Here is a 24,989-nt window from a genome sequence, read left to right on the forward strand (position 1 = left end):
CTCTTTTATTATTACGATCGGTAAACCACCTTGCCGCCAAGATAAACACACCGAACCTGGTTAAGGGCGGTGATGTCGGCGGCCGCATTGCCGGCAACCACCAAAATGTCGGCTTCCAGGCCTGGGGCCAGCTGCCCGGTGACCGCCGCCAACCCCAGGACACCGGCCGGATTACCAGTCGCAGTCCCGATTGCCGCCAGCGGCGTAATGCCATATTCCACCATATACCCTAACTCGCGGTTAATGGGCAGCGGCGGTGCACCGTACAGTACCATATCGCTCCCGGCCAGCACAGTAACGCCAGTCCTGTAAAGCTTCAGAAAATTATCGCGGTAAGCCCGGGCGGCCGGCGCAAAATAGGCGTAGTCGCGGGCGGCGGCGGCGGCCACCGGATTAGAGAGGTCGCCGCCTTCTTCTTTGACCTGCCGGCAATATTCATATAGATACGTATAGGCAGTTATTGTGGGCGTCCAGGCCTGGCCATTCCGGGCCATCTGCCGGGCCTGCTCCACCGTCATAAACGTGCCATGCTCAATTGTATCAAAGCCGGCCTTGATACACATCTCAATTGACGGCTGGGTGCCGGCGTGAACCGCAGTTTTTATGTGCCGGCGATGACATTCATCCACGGCCGCCTCCAGTTCTGCCTGCGTATATTCGGGGATGCTGGCACGGTGGCTGGTCAACAGCTTGATCCAGTCAGCCCCGTCCCGGCGCTGGCGGCGGATGGCGGAACGGATATTGTCAGCCCCGTCCACCTCTTCACTGGCTTCAGCATAGCCATGGCCGCCGGTCATGCAAAGGCCGGCATCGGCATGAATGATGCGCGGTACAGTCACATAACCCTTCTCACCCGCCAGCCGCAGCTGTTGGCACAGATGACGGGGCGAGCTTAAATCGCGGATGGTGGTTATCCCCAGAGTAAGGGCGGTTTCAGCCTGTTTAGCCGCATAACAGGCGATAAGAAAATCATCATAGCGGTCAGCATCAGGCTGGCTGTAGTAATACCCCAGATGGACATGCATGTCAAACAAACCCGGTAGAATTGTTGCCTCCCCGTAATCAACCACTTGAGCGCCGGGGTGACGGGCCGTTACCTCCCGGGCTGGTCCCACATCCCTGATTTTGCCGTTGGTTATGGCCACAGCCCCCGCTTGGATCAAGGTCGTCCCATCACCGGTAACCACATTCTGCGCGAGTATAATCATATTGCGGGTCCCTCCTATAACTCAAGTGCGTCCGCCCACGCCGGCAGTACCCGGGCCAATATCCAGCAGCCACCTATTCCTTAAATGGATTGGGAGTGCTGGCAACAATAAGCCTTACTAATTTATTGGTATAGTTGGCCCAATTATGAACAATATGGGAACTATAATGGGCCGAGTCACCGGGAAACAGCTCAAACTGCTCATTGTTGAGAAAGAGCGTCAAGGTCCCTTCCAGCACATATATAAACTCCTCTCCCTCATGAGCATAGGGAGAGATATCTTCTTCACAGTTGATTGGCAGCAGTTCAATTAATCTTGGCAATAGTAAGTTGGCGCCGGTGTTATTGGTTAAATGGTAATGGATAAAGCGGCCATTGATAATTTGAAATACTTCTTTTTCATAACTGCGAATAATAGAGCTGCGGTTTTTGGTAGAGCCGGCAAAAAAATAGGATACATCAACTTCGACCGCTGCCGCAATCTTTGCCAGCGAATCCGTCGCAATGGATGTTAAGCCCCGTTCCAGTTGTGATAGAAAACCGGTTGATAAACCGGTTTTCTCGCTTAAATCTTTCAGGGTCATCTTTTTCCTGGTTCGCAGCTCTTTAACCTTACTGCCAATATCTTTGTTCATAAAAATCCCTCATGTCTCAATGTAATTAAAAGGACTGGTTCCCCCGGCCGTAGCAGGCATCGTAACGCGGGGTTAGCCACAGGCTAAATATAACTTATATAATAATATATATTGCGAAAAAAAGCTACTCATGTTCATTCCAATGAATATTTTTCATTAATATGAAATTCCGCTGCCATTGTGGTAAAAAGGCCTATCAGCACGTCGGCTAATAGGCCTGATACATCACATATGGCAGACGTCTGTCTAGCCCACAATGGTAAGCTGCTTGTCAAATTTGTTTAATACCTCACAGCCTGTTTCTGTTACCAACACCAAATCCTCAATCCGCACCCCGGCCACACCCGGCAAATAAATTCCCGGTTCAATGGAAAACGTCATGCCTGGTTGCACCTGACTGGCATTGGCGGCGGAGACATCACCGGGTTCATGGACCTCAAGACCAATGGAGTGCCCTGTCCGATGGGTAAAATATTTGCCATACCCGGCAGCCTCAATCGGGGCTCTGGCGGCAGCATCAATATCACAGAAGCGGACGCCGGGTTTGATCCCGGCAATCGCCCGCTCATTAGCCGCCAGCACCACATCATATATTTTTCTCGCCCTGCCCGGCACATATTTGTAAAATACCGTCCGGGTCATATCCGCACAATAGTCGTTCTTTTTACAGCCAATATCAATGATGACACTTTCCCCGGCCTGCAGGGTGGAACCATCCGGTTCATGGTGCGGGTCGGTCGCATTGGCGCCATAGGCAATAATCGGGTTAAACGAGCAGCCGCCGGTTTCCAGCTCATCATAAATAACAAGCAAACGCCGCGCCAGCTGCTGTTCGGAATAGCCCCCGGGAATAAGCTGCAGCAGCTGCGCCATTGCCAGATCATTGAGCTGGGAGGCCTGCCGCAGCAGCTCCTGCTCCTGTTGATCCTTGCACTGCCGGATCTGATCTACAATGACCGAACCGTTTACAAACCGGCTGCCGGCGGCCTGCTCCATCAGCCTTAATAAAAAGTGCGCCGGCCAGTTCTTGTCCACGCCAACCGGGGTCCCGGCCTCAATCCAGCCGGACAGTATCGCGACTCCATCCTGCGTATCATTGAACCAGACTTTATCGATTCCCAGTTCAGCCTCTAGCGGGAAAAGCGCATTAATCAACAGTTTGTGATTGCCCCGGCAGCTAAGATACAGTGCCAACAGCCTTTCGCCCGGATGAATCCAGGTACCTGTAAGATAAAAGACAGCCGCAGGATCAGTGATCACCAATTGAGGAATGCCGGCTGCCGCCATTTTTTCCAGCACGTTATTAACCCGTTCCTGTTTCATTACCTGTTCCTCCCGCTTCCGCTATTCCAGCATACTTTTTCTTTTATTCTCCATGTATTTATGCCAGGCATGGAGCAGCAAGGACACGCCGATAATGCCATAAGCGATAAACACCCGGAAAAACTCGCCGATTTGCGCATCGCCGAATAAATTGTTGCCGGCCTGCGGCGATACAATAAACAACGTATGAAAAAGCAAAGTGCCGATGACCGCATCGGTAATTGTCGCTTTGGCCACAGTGGCGCCACCGATTAACAGCGCGGCAATCGCAAACATCCCCACTTGTTCGTGACTGTTATAGGTATTTAAGGTGCCGATGTTCTGCAAAAATATGATCTGGCCCCAGGCGGCCAGGATGGTTGATATCGTGATCGCAATCAGGCGGATTTTATCAGTGGGAATCCCGGCCACCTGCGCAATATGCAGGTCCTGGCCCAAGGCTCTGAAATCCTGCCCGATTTTTGTGGTAACAATAAACCGGGTAAACCACGCCAGGGCAATGACGGTTAAAAAAGTCACGACCGGAATGGTGATGCCGCCGATTTTAAAATAAAGCAGTTTATCCAAAGCATACTGGATAAACTTAAGGTCTATGGCATTCTTTAAGCCCACACCGCTTTTCAGAACGATTTCCGGATTGTAAATAGGAATCAGCGTACCGATAAACAGCAGAAACACCAATTGCCACAGTCCGTTGGCGAAAAAGCCCAGGATCATGCTTGTGATCATTTCGCGGCCTTTTGTCCTATTTAAGGTAAGACCGGTGAGATACCCAAATAAAACCGCAAAGGGCGTGGCTACCAGGACCGAGGCGGTAAATCCGGCCAGTCCGCCAATATCCCAGATTTTAACCGCAATCAGGCCAATCTGACCGGCCATAGCCCCGATAACCAGCGCAAAATTAAGCCCCATACCCGCCAATACAGGAATAATCAGGGCAATAACCAGAAACAGGTTGCGGGACAAGCGGACCACCAGCTCGTTGATGACAAATTTTAACGGTAATTCCGACGCAATTGTGGTAACAATACACAGAGCCAGGAAAATCAGCGGCACTAGATTGGCTCTGAGAAAATTTTTCAGCCAGTCAAGGGAAAACACTTGTTTCGCCTGGGTTACCAATCCTGTATTCATATTAGTGATTACCTCCCACTTTTGTCAAAGCGTAGAGAATAACCCCGTTGCTGACAATAATACGAATGACCTCCGACAAGTTCCCGACATTGACTGCCGAATTAATAACCGGCAAGGAGATGGTTAATAGTGTCTGAAACAGGATTGTACCGGCCACCACATGGGCAATCGTTGCCTTTTTGGCGGTCGCACCCCCGATTAAGATCGCGGCCGTCGCCGCAAACGGCATCATGAGCGGCGCCTGGTACAGCTGCAAAAAACCAAAACTCTGGGAATATACCAGCATGCCGATCCCCCCCAGGACAGTCGACATTACCGTGCCAATCATCCGCTGCCGGTCAACATCAATCCCGGTGGCGATGGCAAATTTCGGATTATCGCCGGCAGCCATCATCGCAATACCGGTTTTGGATCTCATAAACAGCCATATGAGTAAACAGAAAATAGCCACAAACAGTATCGCCCCGGTCGGAATCTTCGAGCTAAAAAACGGAATCGCCAGCAGGTCGTCCAAAACTTTAGCATATCGGCCGCCAAGGGATATGGTGGTCCGCAGGCCGCTGCCGCCAATGGCCCAGATCATCTCCGGGCTTTTAAACGGCATGAGCAGCCAGCCAATCGACATCAGTGATACGATCGCAAATCCCATATACGTACCTACTGTCATCTCATCGCCTTTTACCTTGTTTAGGATCCAGCCGTACCAATAGCCCATGGCTGCCGACAATGGAATCGATATGACCACCGCCCACATAAACGCCGACAGCCCGCGCATATCCATTTCAATGCTGATACAGCCGGCCAGCAGCCCGGTAATAATGCCTAAAGACAAGCCGAAGTTTATGCCGGTCCCGGCTACAATACTAGGCACCATGGCCAGGACCAGGATGCCGTTCATAGCGATTCTCACCAGGGAATCGCCAGCCATCGCCGGAATGTCCTGCTTTTGAAAAACCGCCAGAATAATTAAAAACAGCAAAAATATTGTAATGCAAACCTTGGGATACCCGTATCTATCGGTCAGCTTGTGCCAGAGCTTCATACTATACAGCCTCCTCGCGGTCACTGTATTTGCCGGCCATGGCTAAGCCAAATTCAACGTCTGGTGCCGTTGGACTCAATATGGCTTCAATTTTCCCACCATAGACAATGGCCACCCGGTCACAAATTGACCTTAATTCACTAAGTTCACTGGAAGTAACGACAATGGTCATACCCCATTCCAGATTCAGCTTGACCAGCAAATCCAGCAGTAATTTTTTGGCCCCAATGTCAATGCCGCGGGTCGGCTCGGAAACGAACAGGATCTCCGGTTGCAGCGTCAATGCTCTGGCCACACAGACTTTCTGCTGATTGCCGCCGCTAAGCCGTCTGGTGATTTGCGTCGGACCGGTACAGCGGATATCAAGGTCTTTAATCATCTGGAGCGCGTGCTCCCGGATTTTCTTATAATCAGCCATCTGTATTGCCTTAATCCCCAGGAAGGGCTTGAGAAATTCCCCGCGTATCTGCATGCTTGTCATCATAATATTCAGCTCAATCGAGGTGTCCAGCAGCAGTCCCACACCTCTTCTGTCTTCAGAAACGAAAGCCAGCTTGTTTTGAATGGCTTTTTTAGGATTGTTAAGTTCCAGCAGGCTTTGCTCCTTATACACTTCCCCGGTGGCAGGATAGAGTCCCATCACCCCGTTGGCCACCCCGATCTTCCCCTGCCCCGCCAGTCCGGCCAAACCCAAAATTTCTCCCTGCTTCACATCCAGATTAATATTTTTCACCATTTCTCCCGGCATTGTCACACTCATATTTCTGATAGAAAGCACTACTTCCTGCGATTGTACCGCTTTGGCTGTTGGCACGATCCTCTCCACATTTTTCCCAATCATCATTTCCGCGATCTTCTCCAGGTTTGCTTCTCCCTGGGTCATGAAGCCGACATTGGCCCCATCCCGCAAAACAGTAATGGCATCAGCAACCGCCAGGACTTCATCCAGGCGATGGGTAATAAAGAGAATGGCGATCCCCTGGGCGGCCAGTATTCTCATTGTAGCCAGCAGCTTATCGGCTTCACTTTCCGTAAGCACCGCTGTCGGTTCGTCAAACACCAGCAAGCGGATATTTTCTTTGTCTATCTCCCTGGCAATCTCCACAAACTGCATATACCCGACCGGCAGCCCCGCCACCGGCAGCCAGTCATCCACATTCATTCCCAGCGTTTTAAGTGCCTTTTGCGCATCCTTGCGCATTGCCGGCAGGTCCAGGGATTTGAGACTGGTGCCGGCGACTTTACTGATAAGATTGTGCCTGGTGGTTTCCCGGTTGAGTTTAATATTCTCCGTAATCGTAAAGCCGGGCAGCAGCATAAATTCCTGATGCACCATACCAATGCCCAGATCCATTGCTGTTTTGGGTGATTCTATCGCCACAGGTTTGCCTTCAAAAGTAATCTCGCCTTTAATCCCGCCCGTGCTGTAGATAACAGGCATGCCGAAGAGGATATTCATCATTGTCGATTTTCCGGCCCCGTTTTCGCCGACTAAGGCATGGATTTCTCCCGGTTTTACTTGCAGTGTTACCCCTTTTAACACCTTGTTGCCAAAATAGTCTTTGACAATATTTTTCATCTCAAGTATATAATTTGCAGCCATTTGTCATCCCCCTGCGGATACATTTTCAGACATCGTAAGCAAAGCAGGCTGATTTATCTTTATCAGCCTTGCTTGGGAGAAACCGCCGGTTTTTAACTAAGCCTCAGCGGGCAATACTGCCGCTGAGGCTTAGTTCCACATTATAGCGTTATATAATCAATAAGAATCAGGTAGAAATTATCAAGCACAACCTCTTGGCCGGCTTTGTCGGTGGTCGTAAGAGTTTGCGCCTCAATCTTGGTACCTGCTGCTGCCGATAGTTTCTGCATAAGAATTTCTTTGTTGTTCCGCTCGGTGAATTTGCCTTCCGCCCAGTCTTTGGCATATTCCACACCGGCTTCGATGAAGGTCATCGTGACCGGGACCGGCCAGGTGGAGAACCGGCCTGTGCCGTTTTTCGCAGCGAGCTTGGCTTTGATTTCTCCGATCACATAGTCAACGTCACCGGCTTTGTCGGCCGGAATCTGAATGCCGAGAGCCCCGGGATAACCATGGTACGGGCTGGGACAGCATTGCTGGGCGTCAATACCGCCGGCATCCAGGGTAGCCTTAATCAGTGGCTCCTGCATAGCGCAATTGGTATTGAAGAAATTGGTGTTTTTGCCATATTCGTTAATTTTGCGCGGGATATCTTCCAGCATAAACTGCTGTGCTCCCGGTACCCCGGCATCCCCCAGCGGATCAGGCGCTGTGGCGTCAACAAATTTCAAGCCAATCTTCTCAGCTTCCACTTTCATGATATCTCTTCTTTGGGCCAGCAAGGGGTAAGACATATGACGCGGGAAAGAATAGTGGACCAAGGTCGTTGCCCCTAGTTTCTTCGCTTGCGCAGGAATGGTTTTGCCCATGGCCAGCTCATCAGTATTAAGCACAATATCCACTTTTTTAGCAACCATATCCGGATCTTCGCCAGGCACACCGGCAATCAGCAGAATGTCCGGCCTGACTTCCCTCACCTTTTCAAAGGCGGCGGCGGCCCCGGGTACAGCCTGGCACATAATAATTGCTTTGCAATCAGGGTCAGCAGCAAAAGCCAGCATATTGGCAATGGTTGTTTCCTGCTCTTTCATAAAATTATCAGGAGTAGTCTTAAACAGGATGACATCTTTACCATACTTTTTAACCATTTTTTCGGCCGCCCGGTATTCTTCCTCATTTTGAGCAACCGTGTTGGTCATTATCCCGATTTTGACCTTTTTAGAAGCGTTGGCTGCATCACCTGACGTTGTTGAGCTGCCGCACCCGGTAAACACAACCAGCAACATCATTGTAAGCAACAGTAAAAAACCTTTTTTAAACATCTAAATCTCCCCTCCATGTTCATAAAAATATGAGTAAAGAAGCTTTTCTTCTTAACTGCCAGCCATTGCCTGTTCCCTCTAACCCTTACCTATATTTACCTAATATTAACATAGCAAAATTATCCGGTCAATAATCAAATTTATAATAGTGAATATATTTAGAATTTTAAGTAAAAATTTGTCGAATCCAGCAGCAATCTTCATGCCTGTAAATTTATTTTAAAAAAGCCGTCCCCAATTCACCATCTGATTGTGGCTGCAGGGAAAAAGCGGCCGGGGCGGTACCGGGGCGCAGGCCGGCTGGACCTGTTCTTAAAGGGGAAAAAAATAAAAACCCGCGGCCAGAGCCGCGGGTTTTTATTATTGCTTCTTAACCTGGCATTAGCTTTCCCTGATAAATCTAACCGCAGGGATGCTCCGGCCCCCAACGGCTAAAGAAATTTATAATTGCGTCAGTATAACAGTTTCTGACTCTAGCACAGCCAGCGTATGCTCATACTGAATGCAGATAGAGTTATCAATAGTCCGGGCCGTCCAGCCGTCCCGATCGATTTTGGCCTGCCATTTGCCATTGGTAATCATGGGCTCAATCGCAATGACCATTCCCGGTTTAATCACCGGGCCGCGCCCGGGCTGCCCATAATGGGGAATCTGGGGTTCCTCCCACAAATTCTGCCCGATGCCATGACCACAAAATTCGCGCACAACACCATAATGGAACTGTTCCGCATACCGTTGAATGACAGCCCCAATATCGCCGATGCGCTTGCCCGGCCGGGCCTGCTCAATCCCTAAATCCAGGCATTCTTTCGTGACCCGCATCAATTGCGCAAGCGCCGGCGTTATTGGGCCGACAGCATAGGACCAGGCCGAATCACCATGATAGCCCTCTAGCTTAACACCAATATCAATCGTAATGACATCACCGTCTTGCAGCGCGGTCTGATCCGGTATCCCATGGCAAATAACATCATTAATCGATGTGCAAATACAAGCGGGAAAGCCGTGATGGCCTTTAAAGCTGGGAATTCCCCCGGCTGCCAGAATAAATTTTTCCGCAATCTGATCCAATTCCTTAGTAGTAATCCCTGGTTGAATGGATTTTTCCAGAACAGCATGACACTGGGCCACAATCCGCCCGGCCTCTCGCATGATCTGGACCTCTCTGTCTGATTTGAGTATGATCATTACTATTCCCCTTCCAGTGTAACCATAAGTTGAGTCAAAACAGCCCCAACCCCGCAGCTACGCTTATTCTATAACCCTGTCCCCGGTGCTGCCCTGATCGGCCAATACCATGGACAAAATAGGATAAGGCTTGCCGGCTGCGTCAACCGCAGACCGGCCGGCTACCCTAAAGCCCATATGCAGATAAAAGCCGACAGCCTGGTGGTTTTGCTCATTTACGTCTACCTGTTTCACATTCTGCTGCTTGATTGCATACATCAGCAATTTTTTGCCGATGCCTGTGCCCCGTTCACGCGCATCAATAAACAGCATTTCCAGTTTATCCTCTACTATGCCCATAAAGCCGGTAATCTTTTGGCTGCTATCCAGATGGCAGAATAAATTCACCTGCGGAAAATACTCCTGCAAAATTAACGGTTTATAGAATTGAATATCAGCTTCGGTCAGGAAAGTATGGGTTGCCCGTACTGACCCCTCCCAAACCTTGAGCAGTTCTTCATACTGCTTAACCGCTGGCGGTATGATCATTTATCATTTCCTTTCTGTACCACTGAGCAGTGTACTTATACTATTACTAGAAATTATAGCACGCACCCCCTAAGAATTCCAGGAATCGTGCGAACCACCAGTTTGCAATATTATATCACAATAACGAAAACACGGCTGGCGCCGAGCCTTGGGCGCAGCGTAAGCCGACGTTGCCCTGATCCAGCGAAAGCTATACCTTCTGTCAGGTTACCCTTTACCCTGCCTGCTGTTGATAATACAAGGACCTAGCAGCCGCGTTGGCTGACAGGCCCTTTTGCCGAAAACTTTTGTAAATTATCCCGGTATACTTTTTTTGTATCTGCACTATAACTACACACATAGTTTAGTCATCTGCTATAATAAGATATACACGCAACTCACAATTCACGCCTAAAAAACGTAACCGAAGAAGGGAGACCGTTGATGAATATTACCGGAGAACAAAAACTGCTGGCGATCCTTGCCCACCTGGCCTATTTACTGGGAGGACTTGGCTTCATTATCGCTCCCCTGGTCATTTTACTGCTCCGCAAGGAAGACCCGTTTGTCTACCATCACGCCAAACAAGCGTTAGTAGCGCATCTTGCTATTTTAGCCGCCTCGTTCATTACCAGCCTGTTATGCCTGATATTGGTTGGCCTGCTGCTGGTACCGGTCGTAGGACTGCTGTGGCTGGTGCTGCTCATAACGTCCGTTATCGCTGCCGTAAAAGCGGCCGACGGCCAGTTTTACGAATATCCGTTAATCCAAAGGCTGGTCAGTAAACTATAAGCCTTATCAAAAAAACCGCCTGGGTCCTTTAGGGTATAGTCGTTCTTACTCATGTACAGAAAACACGGCTTGCGCCGAGCCCTTTGATGAAAGCATAAGCCGATGTGCCCTTATCCAGGCGAAAGTTATACTTTCTATCAGGACAAAAAAATTGCTGTTGGCCAGTTTGTGAACTGCCAACAGCGATTTTTATTTATCAGCAAATCCCCCGGCTTTGGCAGAGCCGCAGGCGCTCAGCTCCGGGACAACTTTCTTGCCCTAGCCAGTTTCCTCAAGCCCTGATTTCCCCGTACTTTAACCGGTGTAACCGTTCCTTGCTGCTCTGCTTTCTGCTTTTGATAAAGCTGTTTTAACATAAATGAACCCACTCCTTTCATTTTGCCAAACCATTATAAGCATAAGTTATTCTGCATAAGCAAGAAGAAACCTTCCATAATCTGCAAACTACCCTGCTGGTTTTTTCCTTACCACTCTATCCCCTTTTTTTGTCAGTCTCTGTACGGCCGGGGCCGGCTGTTTTCTTCGGTAGTGGAAATGAAACTATAAAATTCGTGCCTTTTCCCAAGGAGCTCTTGACGTCGATCCTGCCGCCATGCTTTTCGACAATCCATTGCGCGATAGCCAAACCTAAACCGGTTCCGCCGGCATTCCTTGACCGGGACTTATCACCACGAAAAAAACGGTCAAATATGCGCGGAACATTCTCAGGAACTATTCCCACGCCGGTATCGCTTACACTGACTATCGCGTTTTTTTTGGCGATATGACAAGCAACGGCGACCTGTCCGCCAGCAGGTGTGAATTTAAAAGCATTATCAAGCAGAATTACCAGCAATTGGTGCAAACGGTCCTTATCACCGATTATTTCTACAGCGGGGGCAATAGTTACTGCTAAACTGATATCATTCAGCTCTTTAAACACCTCAAAATGACTGACCACTTCATGCACGACCGCACTTAGGTTAATCACACCCAGACTTAAGTCCGACTTACCGGAGTCCGACCGGGCCAATGTCAGCAAGCTCGCTATCAGCTTAGTCATTCGCTTCGATTCCTGCATGATCGCATTGATCCGGTGACACTCTTCTCTGATGCTCCTGTCCGGATACCGCAGCATTAGCTCGGCATTGCTGTATATGCCTGTTAAAGGAGAACGCAGCTCATGGGATACATCCGAAACAAATTGCTGCTGTTTCTCCCAGGCTGCCTGGATGGGGAACATGGCCCGTTTAGCCAGAAGAAATCCGGCTAAAACAATACCAAATACACTGATAACGCCGCCACTGACAATAAGCCATAAACAGTTATTGAGCAATTGTACCTCGGAATCTACAATGCTGATGACAATGATCGAATCTATCTGGAAATTTGTTGCTGGGTCGTAAATGTTTTCCTGATAGGTATAAGGCCAGCTCATCATTCGATAGCTGTGGCCTTCATACTCTTCGGTTGTCAACTCGCCAACCTCTATTGCGGCAGTAATCTCAGCAATATTTTTTAACTCTTCTTCCCGAAAAGGCACTGGATTGAGAGTGCGACCGTCTGTGCTGCGCATTAAGACAAAAATGCGCGGATCAAAAATCGGGTTCGCTAAGGGAACAACCTGCCCATTGGCAAATCTAAATTCACTGGCGTGCCAACGCATGGCTTCGTCTATTCTGTCGAATAGCCGGTAAGAAAGATAGCCGTAGAGAATCGCGGTAAACAAAAAATAGATAATAAAAAAAACAAATGAATTGATAATCGTCAGTTGCGTCAGTGTCCGTTGCAACATACTAACTCTCCTTCAGCATAAAACCAACGCCGCGAACGGTCTGAATTACAGACTCTAACTCAAAAACAGCCAGTTTTTTGCGCAGATGATGGATATAGATATCAACAACGCTCAGGGAAGTTTCCGAGTCTACTCCCCAAATCCGGTCAAAAATCTGATCTCTTGTTATTATCTGTTCTTTGTTTAGCAGTAAAAATTCCAGGATTTCATATTCCTTAATGGTTAACCCCAGCGGTTCCCCGTCTACGAAACCATCCTTCAGGCGGCTGTGTAATGATAGGTTACCGTAATTCAGCTGATCCTCGATAATGAGATTGCCCTTGCGCCGGATAAGAGCTTTTATCCTCGCCAGCAATTCCCGCATAGCAAACGGTTTTACCAGATAGTCATCGGCACCGGCCTCCAAACCAATGACACGATCATCGACACTATCCTTGGCTGTCAAAAGCAGTATAGCAATAGCACAACCGTTATTGCGCAGCGTTGTCAGGATCTCCAGACCGCTCATCCCCGGCAGCATGATATCCAGCACAATTACATCATGAATGCCCTGCTCTGCTAAATACAGCCCCTCATCCCCGGTCGCGGTTTGATCCACAATGTACTCTTCCCCGGTTAAAATGGCTACCGTTGCTTCTCTCAGAATATTGTCATCTTCAATAACAAGTATGCGCATGGCTACCTCCTGCAGCTGATATTTCCTACTCTAGTATGCGCCTGCAGCGGCAGAGACATGTTCACTGCCTGACGGCCAAAAATCGGCATCTCGCCAGCCGCCTTACCTATTGGCTCTAGCTTCTGTTAAATAAAGAAAACACGGCTTGCGCCCCAGCCTTTGGCGAAAGCGTAAGCCGATGAGTTATGGTTTCTTATGTCCACAGAATTTATTTATAAATTCTGGCAGGCTAAAAAAAGCCCGGCAGCCGCAGCCGCCGGGGATTATTGCTACTTGTTACAGGTATTTTGCGATTGATCTTGCGGATATGCTGTATTCAGGTTCTGCCTAGCGTTGTTGTCCTGCGGCATTGGCTGTTGCTGATGATTTTTTCTGCAGTCAGACGTTACTCCCTGAGCGCATTCTTCCAAACAGAAGGAATCCCCGCAGCAATCCTGAAAAAACGGCGCTTCTTCCACTCTTGGCGCGGCGGAAGCCGTGGCGAACAAACCAACCTGCATTAACCCCACCATGGAATACACCATGATTCTTTTTAACATACCCTTCATCTGAGTACCTCCCTTTTCTATGTATGCCTAAGGCATGTTTATATAATAGAATCATTTTCTTAAAATTTCTTTAAACTCAGCCAGGTAAAATTACCCACAAGAGGGAAACGCCGGCGCCGCCTTCCCGGCGCCCTCCAAATTGCCAGCAAAAATCCGGCCGGCAAGGTTAACTGTACTTGCAATTCCCCGCAAACAAGCTATAATTAGAAATAGGTGGAAATTAAAAAGGTCGCCGTGACCTGAAAGTGCTGGAACACTTCCAGGCCCGCGCAAGGTGAAATGAGCACCTACACGTAACAGTCAAGCTGTCCACGACGACATTACTATTATACACTGGCGTTCCCCCGGAAGACAAGCCGGGGCGCGCGGGTATAAGGGACGTTGCCGCCGGCGCCGGGCTGTGAGTGCGACTGGACGCAGCAAATCTTCCTTCTCTCCTCACTGCCAGTTATCCGCAGCCTGGCCAACCTGGGCCTTTGCTGACCAGGCCGGCTCTATGTCCGGCTTATTGGGATTGAGGCTATAGCAAGCATCGACGCCAAACGCATGTGTAGGGTACAAACCTGCGCATGCGTTTTTTAATTTCCCCCTGTAAACAGCTGGCGGCAGGGCTTCGGCCTTTGGCCCCAGCCTAAGTATGGGGGGTATAAAATTGTCTAACGAAAACAGAACCCGGCTCCTGCCAGCTGTCTCCACGGCCAACCGCCGTGACACCGCTGCCGGCCGGGAGGGTGGGGTTATGCTGAAAGGTTTGTTAAGCGAGGCTTTTGACCAGTATGTTTTTGATCGGGTGGACCATATCCTCAATCTGGCCGATGCCAATGATGCCGGCTACAGTAAGACGGCCAGGGAAGTCAGTGCCGCCCTGGACCGGCTGCTGGTGCTGGCCCGGGCCCTGAAGGCCGAGCATCCGGAACTGACCGGTTTGGTCATGGATTTCGAGGCGCTCACGGCGCTGGAGTCCGGCCAGGCGGCGGAAATTTCCTATAAGCAGGGGTTGCGGGACAGCAGCCATATCCACCGGGAGTTTATGACCTTCCTGCAGCAGCAGTATGATTGACGCAGCAACAGCGCCGCCAATACCGCAGCGGCATTGAACAACAGCTACCCACAGGCCGGCGGCATTGCCCGCTGCCTCCACCCACCGCTTTGCTCATATATGCGCCGTCTGCGCCCGTGCTTTTACAGACCATTTTAGCCTGCTCCAGTGGGGCCCTGCGTTTTCATGCCGTGAATACGCTTCCCCGCAAAGGCATGGATAGTTCTTGTGCCGGCAATACACTTGCCCCATTGTTCTGTTCCCTGGTGCCAGGGACAACAAACCGGAAACATGGTCCCTGTCCCCCTGCTTCCGGCGGCATTGCCTCTGTCCTGCTTTCGTATGCAGCTTCGTCAACACCAACCCCGCTTCCGCCTTAGAACAGCAACAAGCTCACAGCCATGGCCAGCATGCCCAGCACCAGCCCCAGCATCGATGCGTGTCCCGAATGCGACTCCCGCGACATCGGCAGCAATTCATCAAGGGAAATATAGACCATGATGCCGGCGACAACCGCAAATGATATGCCGAATACGCCGTCGCTGAAGACTGACCGCAGAATAAAATAGCCGACAATACCGCCAATCGGTTCAGCCAATCCTGACAACAGGGCAAAGAAGAAGCCGCGCAGCTTGCTGCGGGTGGCATAAAAGATGGGCAGCGCTACCGACATCCCTTCGGGAATATTATGAATGGCGATGGCGATAGCCAGGGAAACGCCCAGTGCAGGGTCCTCCAGCGCGCCCATAAACGTCGCCAGCCCCTCGGGAAAGTTGTGCATGGCAATGACAAAGGCAGTGAGAAGCCCCATCCGTTCCAGCTTGCCCGCAAGCTCGGCCTGTGATTCTTCCGGCTGATTGATCTGCATTTCATGATAACTGATGCCGGGCGGCACCAGCTTATCCAGCAGCGCCGCCGCCAGCATGCCGGCAAAAAAGCAGCCGACAGCCGCCCACGGCCCCAGCTCCGGGCCCAGATCCGCGGTCAGCGCGATTTCCGCCTTGCGCAGAATCTCGACAAACGAGACATAAATCATAACCCCGGCGGAAAATCCCAAACCGACAGACAATAATTTCATATTGTCCTTTTTCGCCACAAAAGCAAGCGCCCCGCCGGCACCGGTCGCCAGTCCCGCCAATAGAGTCAGACTGAACGCCAGCCAGACATTTTCGCTCATTCCCCAGCCCCCTTATTCAGTATGAGAGGATTTTTCGCTATTTTAGGAGATAATTCCTGCCTGCAGTAGTTTTCCCCCCACAATGCGCTGACTTTCCTGCAGCAGCAGCTTGACTGAAGTACCACCGGCTCCGCGCGGCCGGGGCGCGGTCCGCTTCACCGCACAGCATGTGGCATACTTTACCTCTTCAAAATTAAACAGCCCGGCTTGTCCAGCCACTGCTGACACTTTATAATAGTCTTATGGCAGGCAGTGAATCAGTACCCACTGCAATAAGGCGGGAGGCATAAACTGTGAGTGAAGAACAACAATCTGTCTTAGTAGAGCCCCCATTGAAATGGAGCAAGAAAAAAATTGTCTTGTTTATAGTCGTGCTAGCCTTGCTGGCAGGAGCCATCCTTTTTCAGTTTGCTGCCGGCAAGGTAAAGACAGCGCTGGAGCAATCACTGCTGGTAGCTGCCAATGAGGCTGTCAATGGCCAGATCACAGCGGACGGGTTTGATTTATCCATCCTCGGGTCGGCGGTAATTAAAGAAGTCCAGGTACTTGATGCCGCCGGACAACCGCTGGCCAGGCTCAAGCGGTTACATATTAGTTATAACTGGAGTGATCTGCTCAAAGGACAGGTGGGTCCACAGCTAATCAAAGCTGTGACTGTGGAAAAACCGGAATTTTGGGTTGCCTTGCATCAGGACCGCCTGAACTGGGATGGTTTGCTCAAGGAAAAAACAGATGAGCAGTCCGACTTAGCCTGGCTGGTAACAATTAAGGATGGCAAACTGCATCTGACAACAGATTCCCTGGCAAAAACCGTGGACCAGTTGACCGGCGAGGTTGATCTTCGCCGGAAGAACCAAATCCGCCTTGCCGCCACCGGCAAACTAGAGCAGGCGGCGCTGAGGCTGGACGGTCTATGGGGAACCCCGGATATTGCCGAGATTACTTTGTCGGCAGCGCAGCTGGACCTGGCCACGCTAGGGCTGACAGCCGCGGACGACCCGATTCAAGTAACAGGCGGTAGTCTGGACGAATTAACTGTCAAAGTTGGTAAAGATGCGACAGGTACAACGTTGCTGAAAGCGTTAGCCGGCCGTATTTCCGGTGTGTCTACCACTGGCGCTTTAGCCCTGACGCAGGGCAGCGCCCAGTTTGAAAAGCAGGCCGATACAATTCAGGTTGTTAATGGCCAGGCGCTGTATCAAGGCCAGGCGATTACCGCGGCCGGGCAGGTGCTGACAGCACCGGCCGGTGACAAGACACTGGATTTTGATATCCAGCTGCCGGCCGGCGATCCGGCCGTACTCCTGTCCGGTCTGCAGGCCGGCGGGGTTCTGGCGGCGCAGGGCAAGGTTACCGGTTCTGTCTTGTCACCGGTGTTGTCCGGTAACTTTTCCCTTGGCAGTCTGCAGTTCGGCAATATAATTATCAGCAGCATCAACGGTACCTTCACCTTTGTCCAGCAAACCCTACAACTGCTGACAGCGCAAGGTGCCACGCTGGGCGGCTCGGTGCTAGCCAACGGCGAAATCTTCCCGGATACGCAGCAATTCACCCTGTCTCTGGCCGGCAGCGGCCTTGATGCGTCACAGCTAACGGAAAAAGACGTCAAAGGCCCCTTAGCGTTTACAGGCACGGCCGCCGGTTCGGCGGCGGCCGCAACGGTGCAGGGCTGCTTCACCATTGCCAACGGCACTGCCTATGGCCTGTCGTTTCACACCCTGACCGGCAATTTCCTAAAACAGGGGACGGCGGAAGCGGAAATCAGCAACCTGGCGATTCACACTGATTTTGGCGTCTTTTATCCGGAACAGCTAAACCAAAGTCTGGTGGAAAAGCTGCGTGAGCGCAAGCTGCCGGCAACACGGACCGAAATAAAAGAAAAGGTGACCGAAAAAATATTTGATAAGCTGTTTCGCTAAGGCCGCTTGGCCTGCTGGCCTGCGGTCTCCTGGGCCTGCGAAGGCAAGGCCTCAGTCCCAAAGACATGAAAACGCTTCCCTTTCGGCAACAGGTTTTTATTATTAACCTGTCGGCGTTAAGGGGAGCATTTCATTTTTGACAAGGGCTACGACCTTTTATCAACTATTATTGGGGGCCCGGCAATATTTCCCCAACTTCCTTAAGCGTGTCCTGTTCGCCGAAAAATAATGCAGGGTATCGGGGGGGAATTTACTGTCTTCTCCGGTATGCCCGGCCTTATCTGCAATGCTTTAGTGGCTAACCTCTGCCATTTCCCAACACATATATTTTTCCATATTCCGCTATATTGAAACTATCGCCGTAAAATCCTTGCGCCTTTAATTCTCTTTGAATCTGCAGCATTAAAAAGCCATGTGTTACTACGAGCACATATATTGAGCTGTTTCTATTGCTCGTGGAAATCACTGCAATAGCATTTCTCCCAGTCAGACGTATTGACTGGCATACCCTCCGGCATGATTGCTGCGCAATCGTATAGTCCCACCCATTCCCTAAATTCTTCATCAGTCATCAAGTACTTATGCGAGCAATCCACCCTAAAATGCCGTACTAACCCGATTTTCATAAATTCTCTTCTTTCATCCAATAATAATTTCACTTCATTATAAATGTGTACCGTAAAAAACATAAAACTCCTGCCAAATCCCCCTGGATCTGACAGGATTTCTCTCATTTTGAAAAGGCAGGTCCTTTCCTTGGAGTTGATTGATATGATTGGTTAATTAACCGCTATTAATGACAAATTTTATTATAAGATATTGACATGGAAAGAAAATGCAGCTATTATTAGTACTATAAAAACTTTAAGGGTACTGCTAGTATGAAATAAGGTGGCGGTTTTTGGTATAAGGTCAGACCATCTTATGCGAATTGCTCATATTACCATCCCCTCGCCTGGAGGTCACAAATATGAACCGGAACGTATTATTCCTCTTTATTATAGCTTTCTATTTTCTAGTCTGCTCAGCAGGCCCAGCCGCTGCTGCAAAGCCTACCGTCACAGCCGACACCACCTATTATGATACAGATACCGGTCTCTATTTATTAAAAGGCAATGTACGCATTGAAGCCGGCAGCCGCATGATAACGGCCGGTCAGGCCAGAGTCAGCCTCAGTTCGTTGGAGGTCTGGGGCTCAGACGGCATCACCCTTACCCAGGATAACATTCATCTTACCGCCGGCAGCGTTTACGCCTATGGTACCCAGAACAAAGCGGTGCTTGGCGGCGGTGTGACATTATCGCAGTCCCATATCACCATTACCGCCGATACAGCAGACTTCAACTGGCGCACCAAAATTGGGACATTTACCGGCAATGTCCAGGTCACTCAAGGCAGTAACACCTGGTCCGCGGCTTCTGTAACATACAATTTGAGAAACGGCAGGCTGGAGTAGCTCTATTCATCTGCTGTTGACCCTGATGGTGCCTGGCGGCGGTCTATATAGTAACGTCAGCCATAGTAGTACTTAAAACCGCAAGCTGATGGCAAGAGGCCCCACCCCTGCAGGTGCGCAGGGGTAGGGCCTCTTTTTAGGCGTGCATAGATATTATTTTGTGCCCAGCAGTATTTCCACAACTTCTTTGAGTGTATTCTCCTGGCCGACATTGCCCGGAAAAACAACGTAGGGTATCTGGGGGAATTTACTGTCCTCGCCTGTTTGCCATACCGGGATTCCCGGCCTTATCTGTCCCAGCACGCCGGCGCGTTTTATCTGTAACGCTTTCGTGGCGACGTCGCTGGAAGTAATGCCGCCTTTGGCAACAACAAAGGCCGGTGTTACCCGCAGATTGCCGACCAGTGCCTGGACGGCAGCCGAGATTTTGACCGCCCGGGCCAGTGCCGCTTCCTTCGTATCGTTGTCCAGGGTCAATAGTTTTCTCTTTGTGTAAACAACGACGGTAATGCCCTGGGCCAGCAGGTCTTCTTCCCGCTTCACCACCGCCGCAATTTCAGCCTGAAAGCGCTCCTCCTCCAGGACCAGATCAGAATTAAACTCCAGGCACTGGATGCCGGCAAGGGATTGTAATGCTGCCACCTGGCTGGTCGTTTTCCGGGTGTGCGAGCCAACCACAACAATGCCGCCGTTACCGTTGCTGCCGACAATCATATCCTGTCTGGTCAGCAGCGGTTTGTCCGCAATAGCGCCCAATTCCTTGACAAAACCGGCTGCCGTGCGAAACAGGAATTTTTTACCCTGGGCAATCGCCCGGTAGAGCGCCAGGCAAAATACTTTAATATCGCAGGCATCAACAGCATTAACGACTACTTTCCCAAAATCAGTTATACCGGTCAGTTTGTCAGTAATCGCATTAATTCTGAGGGCCCGCAAATCTTGCAGGGAGACCGTTACCACGGTTTCCCGCTTATAAGCGCCTTGTGATTTTTCTTCAATGTATGCGGCCAGATCGGAGGACTGATAGCCAAACGTTTTATCACTGGCGAACTCCGTTGCCCCTGCCGGCACAAGCACTTCACCATACTGAACATAGTGAATATTGTCGATCGTAAAGCGCCCGCCCTCCTTAAAGTAGGGACAAATAATCTCACCGTCAACCTTTTGACCGGAATGGCGTTCCCATTGCTCCTGCAGCATCATCGTTTCCAGGGGATAATGACCTCTGAGCGTCGAGTCGCTCCGGCTGACAATTAAATACCGCCGCCGCTGTTCCCGGGCAACCTGCGCCGCCATCGCCCCGATTTCCCGGTGCGCTTTCCTGGTCTGCTCTTCAGTAAAGCCGCGTGAATTTGTCAAAATGTAAAACAGCTTGTTCTTTTCCCGGAAGCCGCGGCTAATACTTTCATGAGACCAGTCAGTATATACGGAAACGTCATGCACAGTCTGTGTACCGGTCGGATCATCATCCAGCACAATGATTTTATGCGGGTCGTTAGCGACAGCCTGCTCTAACAGGGTCTGTACATATTGTTCATCCACCGCCGGATAAGACTGTAATATATCAGCACTGCGATTCGGCAATTGCTTCATAGTTAACCCACCTGTCTCATCTGCTGAATATATTAAAATGTTTTCTGGCTTCAGCCGGACTCATCGGCTCTTTATCCATAGCCTGCAGCAGCCGTACCGTCTTTGCCACTAAAGGAACATTGCTGTCGGCTATCGTATTGGCGTCCAGGTAATTGCTGTCTTCAAAACCAATCCTGACCGTACTGGCCCCCAGGCCCAGAGCGGCGGCGATAATGGAAAAATCGCGGCGGTTGGCATGGGTGATGCCCCAGAGAGTTCCCGCTGGAATCATCTGAATCATCGCGGCCAGGGCTTGCGGTGTGGCGGGAGCTTCGCCTTTGTGCCCCAGGACAATACTGAACAGCACCGGCTCACAAAAATTATATTGCTCCATAAACTCTTTCATCGCGAAAATATGGCCAATTTCAAAAACTTCCACTTCCGGTGTCTTATTCATTTTTAGCAATTCACGGATGCAATACTCCACATCATCAAGGGGATTGCAATATACAGCCTTCCCCAGGTTGGTGGAGCCAACATTCAGCGAACAGGCCTCGACAAGCTCCGAATATAAGGGAACACAACGTTCCTGTATCGTAAGACCGGACACGCCGCCTGTCGACACTTCAATGATGATGTCCGACTCTTTGCGAATCAGCCGCAGGGTTTCTGCCAGCAGACTCATATCGGCAGTCAGATTCCCCCCGGCGTCGCGCACGTGCAAATGCACCATCGCGGCACCGGCCTGCCAGCAACTGACAACCTCGGCGGCAATGTCGGCAGGAACTATATTTTTATCTGTACTCGCTACGGGAGCAACAGAAATCAGTACTTTGTTCATTTTCCCCTCCTATGTCCAAGGCCGGCTGGCTGCTCACCGCCGGCGAAAAATAGCTATGTACTTTTTCACAACATCTTTTACATAATCTGCCTGGCTTAAAGACAACTCGGAAAAATGCGGCTGCTTAGCCGCCAGCAGTTCCCTTGTCTTTGCAACCGCATACACAGATATTTCAGTGTTTACATTGATTTTGGCAATCCCCTGGTCGATACAGCCTAAAATATCCTTGGCCGCCAGCCCTGAACCGCCATGCAACACCAGCGGCACCGGCACCAGCTTATGAATGCCGGCCAGGATATCAAGCCGCAGATTAGGTTCCGCTTTGTACAGCCCGTGTACAGTGCCAATAGAGACAGCCAAAGCATCAACCTGGGTGGCGGCCGCAAACTGCGCTGCCTGCGTTGGTTCCGTATAAGCCGCCACATCAGCTGCCGACCCTTCATGGGAATGCTCGCCGGCAGCCAGGCAGCCCAGCTCGGCTTCCACTGACACACCACAGGCACGGGCGGTCCGGCAAACCAACCTGGTATTTTTCACGTTCTCCGCCAACGGCAACGCTGATCCATCATACATAACCGAGCCAAAGCCGGCCCGAATAGCCCGAAACACCGTATCCAGGTCGCTACAGTGATCCAGGTGCAGGCAAACCGGAGTTTTACACTTCCCGCCCAGGCTTTCAGCCAGGGAAAAGGCCGTCGCCAGCGACATATTTGGCAAATACTTGGCGCCAAAAGCCAGAATAACCGGCGTGTTTGTCTCAGTCCCCGCCTCAATGATGCCCGCAAAGGTTTCATAATTATAGCCATTAAATGCCCCGACAGCATAGTTTCCCTGAGAAGCGTCCCTGAGAATATCTGCTAAATTTACCAGCATGACAACTGCCCCTTAGTTGTTGGTTATTTGTCCACTATCAGGTTCTGCCTGGTGGTTAGCAGCCCACCCAAGCCCAAATCTAATAGCTTTAGACTTGGCGGACTGCTAGCAGGTTACTTGCTCCCAATATTGATAATGCTTTTCCACCACTTCATTGATCTTCGCCCGGTCTTTTTCTTTTACTACCCGCAGCATATCCCGGTGCATAAGCAGAAATCGTTCTGTTGCCTTATCGTTGATAAATTTTTCTATCGCTTTCAGTCTGGATTTTTTGGTAATCTGATCGACATAAGAACAAATTCCTTCTAACAGTGCATTTTGCGTAATAGCAACAAGTACCATATGAAAGGCTGTATCGGCTTCAAATATTGCATTGATGTCAACAGCCGGAGCCGCCAGCTTTTGTTCGAGTTTCTGCATGGCCTGTTCCGCTTTGTGCAAGGATTCCAGCTCCAGTTTATCGATCGCCAGCTGGAGTATGCCCACGTCAATTACTTTACGCAATTCAATAATTTGATTAGCCGAATCCTTTTGTAAAATGATCCCGTATAAAACAGGGTATAGCATTTTGCTGTCAAAGCCCTGTTTTACAAAGGTCCCTTCGGCCCGCTTGATGGTAAGGACACCATAGGCTTCCAGTATCTTGATTGCTTCGCGGACAGAATTCCTCCCGACGCCCATGGAGGTGCAAAGCTCGTTTTCCGTCGGGATCTTATCACCCGGCTTCAGTTCCCCATTGATAATCGCATTGGTAACATTATCAACAATCTGCTCTACAACAGATTTACCGCCTATTTCTCTTAAAAAAGATTCTGTTGCCATTTTGGACCCCCTGATGATATTTGTTACCAGTATAACATCATACGTCGGTCCAAACAATCATGCTGGCGTCTATAATAAATTGCGGTCTTAACTTATAAATGAACCACAGCCGCAGCAACTTTGGCGGCAACTTCACCGTCTTCTTTCAGGCCGCCAATCCCGACTGCGCCAATAACCTGCTGTTTGTCATTATAGACCGGCACGCCGCCTGGCATCGCCACAAATTTGTCATCGGCAAAGTAGGCAATATTGAGGTTTTCCTGCTGCAGCCGCCGTAAAAAATCAGCCGTACTTACCCCCATCCGGGCCGCGGTATACGCTTTATTGGGTGTCAGGCTGATCGTCAGTAATTTGGCGCCGTCCAGCTTATGGAATAAAACTAAAAATCCATCCTTATCACAAACGGCCACACTGAACGGTTTCCTGCCATATTCGCCGGCAACGGTCGCTTCCGCATAGTCCGCTATTTTCTTCGCCAGCGCCAGTGTAATATTGTCCACTATCATCACTCCTTCTACTTTCAGCAGCTATATGGTGCCACCAAGGCAACATTTACTTTGAGCCGTCTTTACAACTGTATAGAGTTTTTCCCATTGGCTGCTGCCGCCAGCTCCTTCTTTTCTTCCTGTTCGCGCCAGTAGCTGGCCAGTATCGGGCCGGTAAGATTATGCACCAGATTAAATATGGCCGCCGGTATGAAGGCTAGCGGCGCCAGATGAGCCAACGCCAGAGCCATTGCCAGCCCGCCGTTTTCCATGCCGATTTCAAAACTAAGCGCTTTGGCTTTGAAGTGATTCATGCCAACACCACGGGCCGCCCAATATCCGGTTGTAAGACCGAGTACATTATGCAAAACTACGGCCACAACCGCAATCCAGGCAACATTGGCCAGTGAGCCGGCGCTGAGAGCAAACCCCGAACTGGTAGTAATAAAAATGGCAATGACCGATACGATGGGGATAATTGGCATGATCCTGTCCACAAAGTCTGATGCCATACCGCGAATAACAGCGCCTAAGAATACCGGCACCAGAACAATCTTCAATATATCAAACAGAATAGCCCCGGCATCAACCGGAACGATGGAACCAACCAGGAAAGCAAACATAAAAGGGGTAATAAAAGGCGCAATAACCGTATTGAGGGAAGAAACCGTGATGGAAAGGGCCGTATCCCCTTTAGCCAGAAAAGTCATGACATTACTGGCCACGCCGCTGGGGCAGCAGCCTACAAGGATAAGGCCCGCTGCCAGAACCGGCGGCAAATTCAGGAGCTTGGTCAACAGAAAAGCAATCACCGGCATAATCATATAGCGCAGGACAATACCCCAGAATACATCTTTAGGACGGGAGAGAACGAGTTTAAAGTCCCCGATGGATACCGTAAGGCCCATGCTCAGCATAACGGCCATAATGCAATAGGGGACGTATTTCGCTAACGGTTTAAACGGTTCAGGATTATAATAGGCGGCAATAACCCCCAGGATGATCCAGACAGAAAAATATTTTGTAATAAACTTTACTATACTTCCCAATTTTTCCAGCATTTCCGTCGCTCCTT

The 24,989-nt window shown here is 50.2% G+C and carries 25 protein-coding genes; 4 read left to right on the plus strand and 21 right to left on the minus strand.

What is annotated here, in order from left to right; genetic code table 11:
* Positions 1-11: 11 nt before the first annotated feature.
* The 9 genes from SPTER_RS19875 to SPTER_RS19915 form a co-directional block, all read right to left on the minus strand.
* The gene (locus SPTER_RS19875) at positions 12-1,208 is read right to left on the minus strand and encodes an amidohydrolase family protein (protein WP_144351988.1); all 1,197 of its coding nucleotides are present in this window, start codon (positions 1,206-1,208) and stop codon (positions 12-14) included.
* 73 nt (positions 1,209-1,281) lie between these two features.
* Positions 1,282-1,842, minus strand: a complete 561-nt coding sequence (locus SPTER_RS19880; protein WP_144351989.1) for a helix-turn-helix domain-containing protein — start codon at positions 1,840-1,842, stop codon at positions 1,282-1,284.
* A gap of 246 nt (positions 1,843-2,088) precedes the next feature.
* The gene (locus SPTER_RS19885) at positions 2,089-3,165 is read right to left on the minus strand and encodes a M24 family metallopeptidase (RefSeq protein ID WP_144351990.1); all 1,077 of its coding nucleotides are present in this window, start codon (positions 3,163-3,165) and stop codon (positions 2,089-2,091) included.
* Between the two features lie 21 nt (positions 3,166-3,186).
* Positions 3,187-4,299: an ABC transporter permease subunit gene (locus SPTER_RS19890; protein ID WP_144351991.1), complete on the minus strand. Its 1,113-nt coding sequence runs from the start codon at positions 4,297-4,299 to the stop codon at positions 3,187-3,189.
* A 1-nt stretch (position 4,300) separates the two neighbouring features.
* On the minus strand, positions 4,301-5,341 hold the full coding sequence (locus SPTER_RS19895; protein ID WP_144351992.1) for an ABC transporter permease subunit: 1,041 nt from the start codon (positions 5,339-5,341) through the stop codon (positions 4,301-4,303).
* Between the two features lies 1 nt (position 5,342).
* A complete protein-coding gene (locus tag SPTER_RS19900) occupies positions 5,343-6,944 on the minus strand; it encodes a sugar ABC transporter ATP-binding protein (protein ID WP_144351993.1) in 1,602 nt (533 codons plus the stop codon).
* Between the two features lie 140 nt (positions 6,945-7,084).
* Positions 7,085-8,245 (minus strand): DUF3798 domain-containing protein, encoded by a 1,161-nt coding sequence (locus tag SPTER_RS19905; RefSeq protein ID WP_144351994.1) that lies wholly within the window; start codon positions 8,243-8,245, stop codon positions 7,085-7,087.
* 441 nt (positions 8,246-8,686) lie between these two features.
* Positions 8,687-9,433: a type I methionyl aminopeptidase gene (gene map, locus SPTER_RS19910; RefSeq protein ID WP_144351995.1), complete on the minus strand. Its 747-nt coding sequence runs from the start codon at positions 9,431-9,433 to the stop codon at positions 8,687-8,689.
* 63 nt (positions 9,434-9,496) lie between these two features.
* Positions 9,497-9,961, minus strand: coding sequence for a GNAT family N-acetyltransferase (locus tag SPTER_RS19915; RefSeq protein ID WP_144351996.1), 465 nt, complete (start codon positions 9,959-9,961; stop codon positions 9,497-9,499).
* A 423-nt stretch (positions 9,962-10,384) separates the two neighbouring features.
* Between SPTER_RS19915 and SPTER_RS19920 the strand changes: the two genes are divergently transcribed.
* The gene (locus SPTER_RS19920) at positions 10,385-10,732 is read left to right on the plus strand and encodes a DUF4870 domain-containing protein (protein ID WP_246105372.1); all 348 of its coding nucleotides are present in this window, start codon (positions 10,385-10,387) and stop codon (positions 10,730-10,732) included.
* 472 nt (positions 10,733-11,204) lie between these two features.
* Here the strand turns inward: SPTER_RS19920 and SPTER_RS19925 are convergent, their stop codons facing one another.
* The 3 genes from SPTER_RS19925 to SPTER_RS19935 form a co-directional block, all read right to left on the minus strand.
* Complete coding sequence (locus SPTER_RS19925; protein ID WP_144351998.1) at positions 11,205-12,506, minus strand: sensor histidine kinase; 1,302 nt, start codon at positions 12,504-12,506, stop codon at positions 11,205-11,207.
* 1 nt (position 12,507) lies between these two features.
* Positions 12,508-13,182 (minus strand): response regulator transcription factor, encoded by a 675-nt coding sequence (locus tag SPTER_RS19930; protein WP_144351999.1) that lies wholly within the window; start codon positions 13,180-13,182, stop codon positions 12,508-12,510.
* 269 nt (positions 13,183-13,451) lie between these two features.
* Positions 13,452-13,730, minus strand: a complete 279-nt coding sequence (locus SPTER_RS19935) for a hypothetical protein (RefSeq protein ID WP_144352000.1) — start codon at positions 13,728-13,730, stop codon at positions 13,452-13,454.
* A 652-nt stretch (positions 13,731-14,382) separates the two neighbouring features.
* On the opposite strand from SPTER_RS19935, the gene SPTER_RS19940 reads away from it, so the two are divergent.
* Positions 14,383-14,790: a hypothetical protein gene (locus SPTER_RS19940; protein ID WP_144352001.1), complete on the plus strand. Its 408-nt coding sequence runs from the start codon at positions 14,383-14,385 to the stop codon at positions 14,788-14,790.
* Between the two features lie 134 nt (positions 14,791-14,924).
* On the opposite strand, the gene SPTER_RS24900 is transcribed toward SPTER_RS19940, so the two are convergent.
* The 3 genes from SPTER_RS24900 to SPTER_RS19950 all read right to left on the minus strand — a co-directional run bounded on the left by SPTER_RS24900 (position 14,925) and on the right by SPTER_RS19950 (position 16,174).
* Positions 14,925-15,062, minus strand: coding sequence for a hypothetical protein (locus SPTER_RS24900; RefSeq protein WP_170233074.1), 138 nt, complete (start codon positions 15,060-15,062; stop codon positions 14,925-14,927).
* Positions 15,063-15,145: 83 nt separating this feature from the next.
* Entirely contained in the window at positions 15,146-15,946 is an 801-nt protein-coding gene (gene zupT, locus SPTER_RS19945) for a zinc transporter ZupT (RefSeq protein WP_144352002.1), read from the minus strand.
* A gap of 42 nt (positions 15,947-15,988) precedes the next feature.
* Entirely contained in the window at positions 15,989-16,174 is a 186-nt protein-coding gene (locus SPTER_RS19950) for a hypothetical protein (RefSeq protein ID WP_144352003.1), read from the minus strand.
* Positions 16,175-16,239: 65 nt separating this feature from the next.
* Between SPTER_RS19950 and SPTER_RS19955 the strand changes: the two genes are divergently transcribed.
* Both SPTER_RS19955 and SPTER_RS19960 read left to right on the plus strand, forming a co-directional pair.
* Entirely contained in the window at positions 16,240-17,865 is a 1,626-nt protein-coding gene (locus SPTER_RS19955; RefSeq protein WP_144352004.1) for an AsmA family protein, read from the plus strand.
* A gap of 970 nt (positions 17,866-18,835) precedes the next feature.
* The gene (locus tag SPTER_RS19960; RefSeq protein WP_144352005.1) at positions 18,836-19,321 is read left to right on the plus strand and encodes an LptA/OstA family protein; all 486 of its coding nucleotides are present in this window, start codon (positions 18,836-18,838) and stop codon (positions 19,319-19,321) included.
* Positions 19,322-19,474: 153 nt separating this feature from the next.
* Here SPTER_RS19960 and SPTER_RS19965 read toward each other — a convergent pair whose 3' ends face one another.
* The 6 genes from SPTER_RS19965 to SPTER_RS19990 all read right to left on the minus strand — a co-directional run bounded on the left by SPTER_RS19965 (position 19,475) and on the right by SPTER_RS19990 (position 24,975).
* Positions 19,475-20,914, minus strand: a complete 1,440-nt coding sequence (locus tag SPTER_RS19965) for a four-carbon acid sugar kinase family protein (RefSeq protein WP_144352006.1) — start codon at positions 20,912-20,914, stop codon at positions 19,475-19,477.
* 16 nt (positions 20,915-20,930) lie between these two features.
* Entirely contained in the window at positions 20,931-21,734 is an 804-nt protein-coding gene (locus tag SPTER_RS19970) for a beta-keto acid cleavage family enzyme (protein WP_144352007.1), read from the minus strand.
* A gap of 33 nt (positions 21,735-21,767) precedes the next feature.
* A complete protein-coding gene (locus tag SPTER_RS19975; RefSeq protein WP_144352008.1) occupies positions 21,768-22,607 on the minus strand; it encodes a class II fructose-bisphosphate aldolase in 840 nt (279 codons plus the stop codon).
* 105 nt (positions 22,608-22,712) lie between these two features.
* A complete protein-coding gene (locus SPTER_RS19980; RefSeq protein ID WP_144352009.1) occupies positions 22,713-23,429 on the minus strand; it encodes a FadR/GntR family transcriptional regulator in 717 nt (238 codons plus the stop codon).
* A 92-nt stretch (positions 23,430-23,521) separates the two neighbouring features.
* Positions 23,522-23,929: a GlcG/HbpS family heme-binding protein gene (locus SPTER_RS19985; protein WP_144352010.1), complete on the minus strand. Its 408-nt coding sequence runs from the start codon at positions 23,927-23,929 to the stop codon at positions 23,522-23,524.
* Positions 23,930-23,997: 68 nt separating this feature from the next.
* Complete coding sequence (locus SPTER_RS19990) at positions 23,998-24,975, minus strand: bile acid:sodium symporter family protein (RefSeq protein ID WP_144352011.1); 978 nt, start codon at positions 24,973-24,975, stop codon at positions 23,998-24,000.
* Positions 24,976-24,989: the final 14 nt, after the last annotated feature.

Source organism: Sporomusa termitida (assembly GCF_007641255.1).
Lineage (GTDB): Bacteria > Bacillota > Negativicutes > Sporomusales > Sporomusaceae > Sporomusa > Sporomusa termitida.

Excerpts from the sequence above, each read along its gene's own strand:
- SPTER_RS19900 (WP_144351993.1), bottom strand. The coding sequence starts at position 6,944 with ATGGCTGCAAATTATATACTTGAGATGAAAAATATTGTCAAAGACTAT.
- SPTER_RS19885 (WP_144351990.1), bottom strand. The coding sequence starts at position 3,165 with ATGAAACAGGAACGGGTTAATAACGTGCTGGAAAAAATGGCGGCAGCC.
- SPTER_RS19915 (WP_144351996.1), bottom strand. The coding sequence starts at position 9,961 with ATGATCATACCGCCAGCGGTTAAGCAGTATGAAGAACTGCTCAAGGTT.
- SPTER_RS19935 (WP_144352000.1), bottom strand. The coding sequence starts at position 13,730 with ATGAAGGGTATGTTAAAAAGAATCATGGTGTATTCCATGGTGGGGTTA.
- SPTER_RS19895 (WP_144351992.1), bottom strand. The coding sequence starts at position 5,341 with ATGAAGCTCTGGCACAAGCTGACCGATAGATACGGGTATCCCAAGGTT.
- SPTER_RS19920 (WP_246105372.1), top strand. The coding sequence starts at position 10,385 with ATGAATATTACCGGAGAACAAAAACTGCTGGCGATCCTTGCCCACCTG.
- SPTER_RS19880 (WP_144351989.1), bottom strand. The coding sequence starts at position 1,842 with ATGAACAAAGATATTGGCAGTAAGGTTAAAGAGCTGCGAACCAGGAAA.
- SPTER_RS19925 (WP_144351998.1), bottom strand. The coding sequence starts at position 12,506 with ATGTTGCAACGGACACTGACGCAACTGACGATTATCAATTCATTTGTT.
- zupT (WP_144352002.1), bottom strand. The coding sequence starts at position 15,946 with ATGAGCGAAAATGTCTGGCTGGCGTTCAGTCTGACTCTATTGGCGGGA.
- SPTER_RS19930 (WP_144351999.1), bottom strand. The coding sequence starts at position 13,182 with ATGCGCATACTTGTTATTGAAGATGACAATATTCTGAGAGAAGCAACG.
- SPTER_RS19960 (WP_144352005.1), top strand. The coding sequence starts at position 18,836 with ATGAACCGGAACGTATTATTCCTCTTTATTATAGCTTTCTATTTTCTA.
- SPTER_RS19980 (WP_144352009.1), bottom strand. The coding sequence starts at position 23,429 with ATGGCAACAGAATCTTTTTTAAGAGAAATAGGCGGTAAATCTGTTGTA.
- SPTER_RS19970 (WP_144352007.1), bottom strand. The coding sequence starts at position 21,734 with ATGAACAAAGTACTGATTTCTGTTGCTCCCGTAGCGAGTACAGATAAA.
- SPTER_RS24900 (WP_170233074.1), bottom strand. The coding sequence starts at position 15,062 with ATGTTTCCGGTTTGTTGTCCCTGGCACCAGGGAACAGAACAATGGGGC.
- SPTER_RS19975 (WP_144352008.1), bottom strand. The coding sequence starts at position 22,607 with ATGCTGGTAAATTTAGCAGATATTCTCAGGGACGCTTCTCAGGGAAAC.
- SPTER_RS19905 (WP_144351994.1), bottom strand. The coding sequence starts at position 8,245 with ATGTTTAAAAAAGGTTTTTTACTGTTGCTTACAATGATGTTGCTGGTT.
- SPTER_RS19875 (WP_144351988.1), bottom strand. The coding sequence starts at position 1,208 with ATGATTATACTCGCGCAGAATGTGGTTACCGGTGATGGGACGACCTTG.
- SPTER_RS19990 (WP_144352011.1), bottom strand. The coding sequence starts at position 24,975 with ATGCTGGAAAAATTGGGAAGTATAGTAAAGTTTATTACAAAATATTTT.
- SPTER_RS19965 (WP_144352006.1), bottom strand. The coding sequence starts at position 20,914 with ATGAAGCAATTGCCGAATCGCAGTGCTGATATATTACAGTCTTATCCG.
- SPTER_RS19890 (WP_144351991.1), bottom strand. The coding sequence starts at position 4,299 with ATGAATACAGGATTGGTAACCCAGGCGAAACAAGTGTTTTCCCTTGAC.
- map (WP_144351995.1), bottom strand. The coding sequence starts at position 9,433 with ATGATCATACTCAAATCAGACAGAGAGGTCCAGATCATGCGAGAGGCC.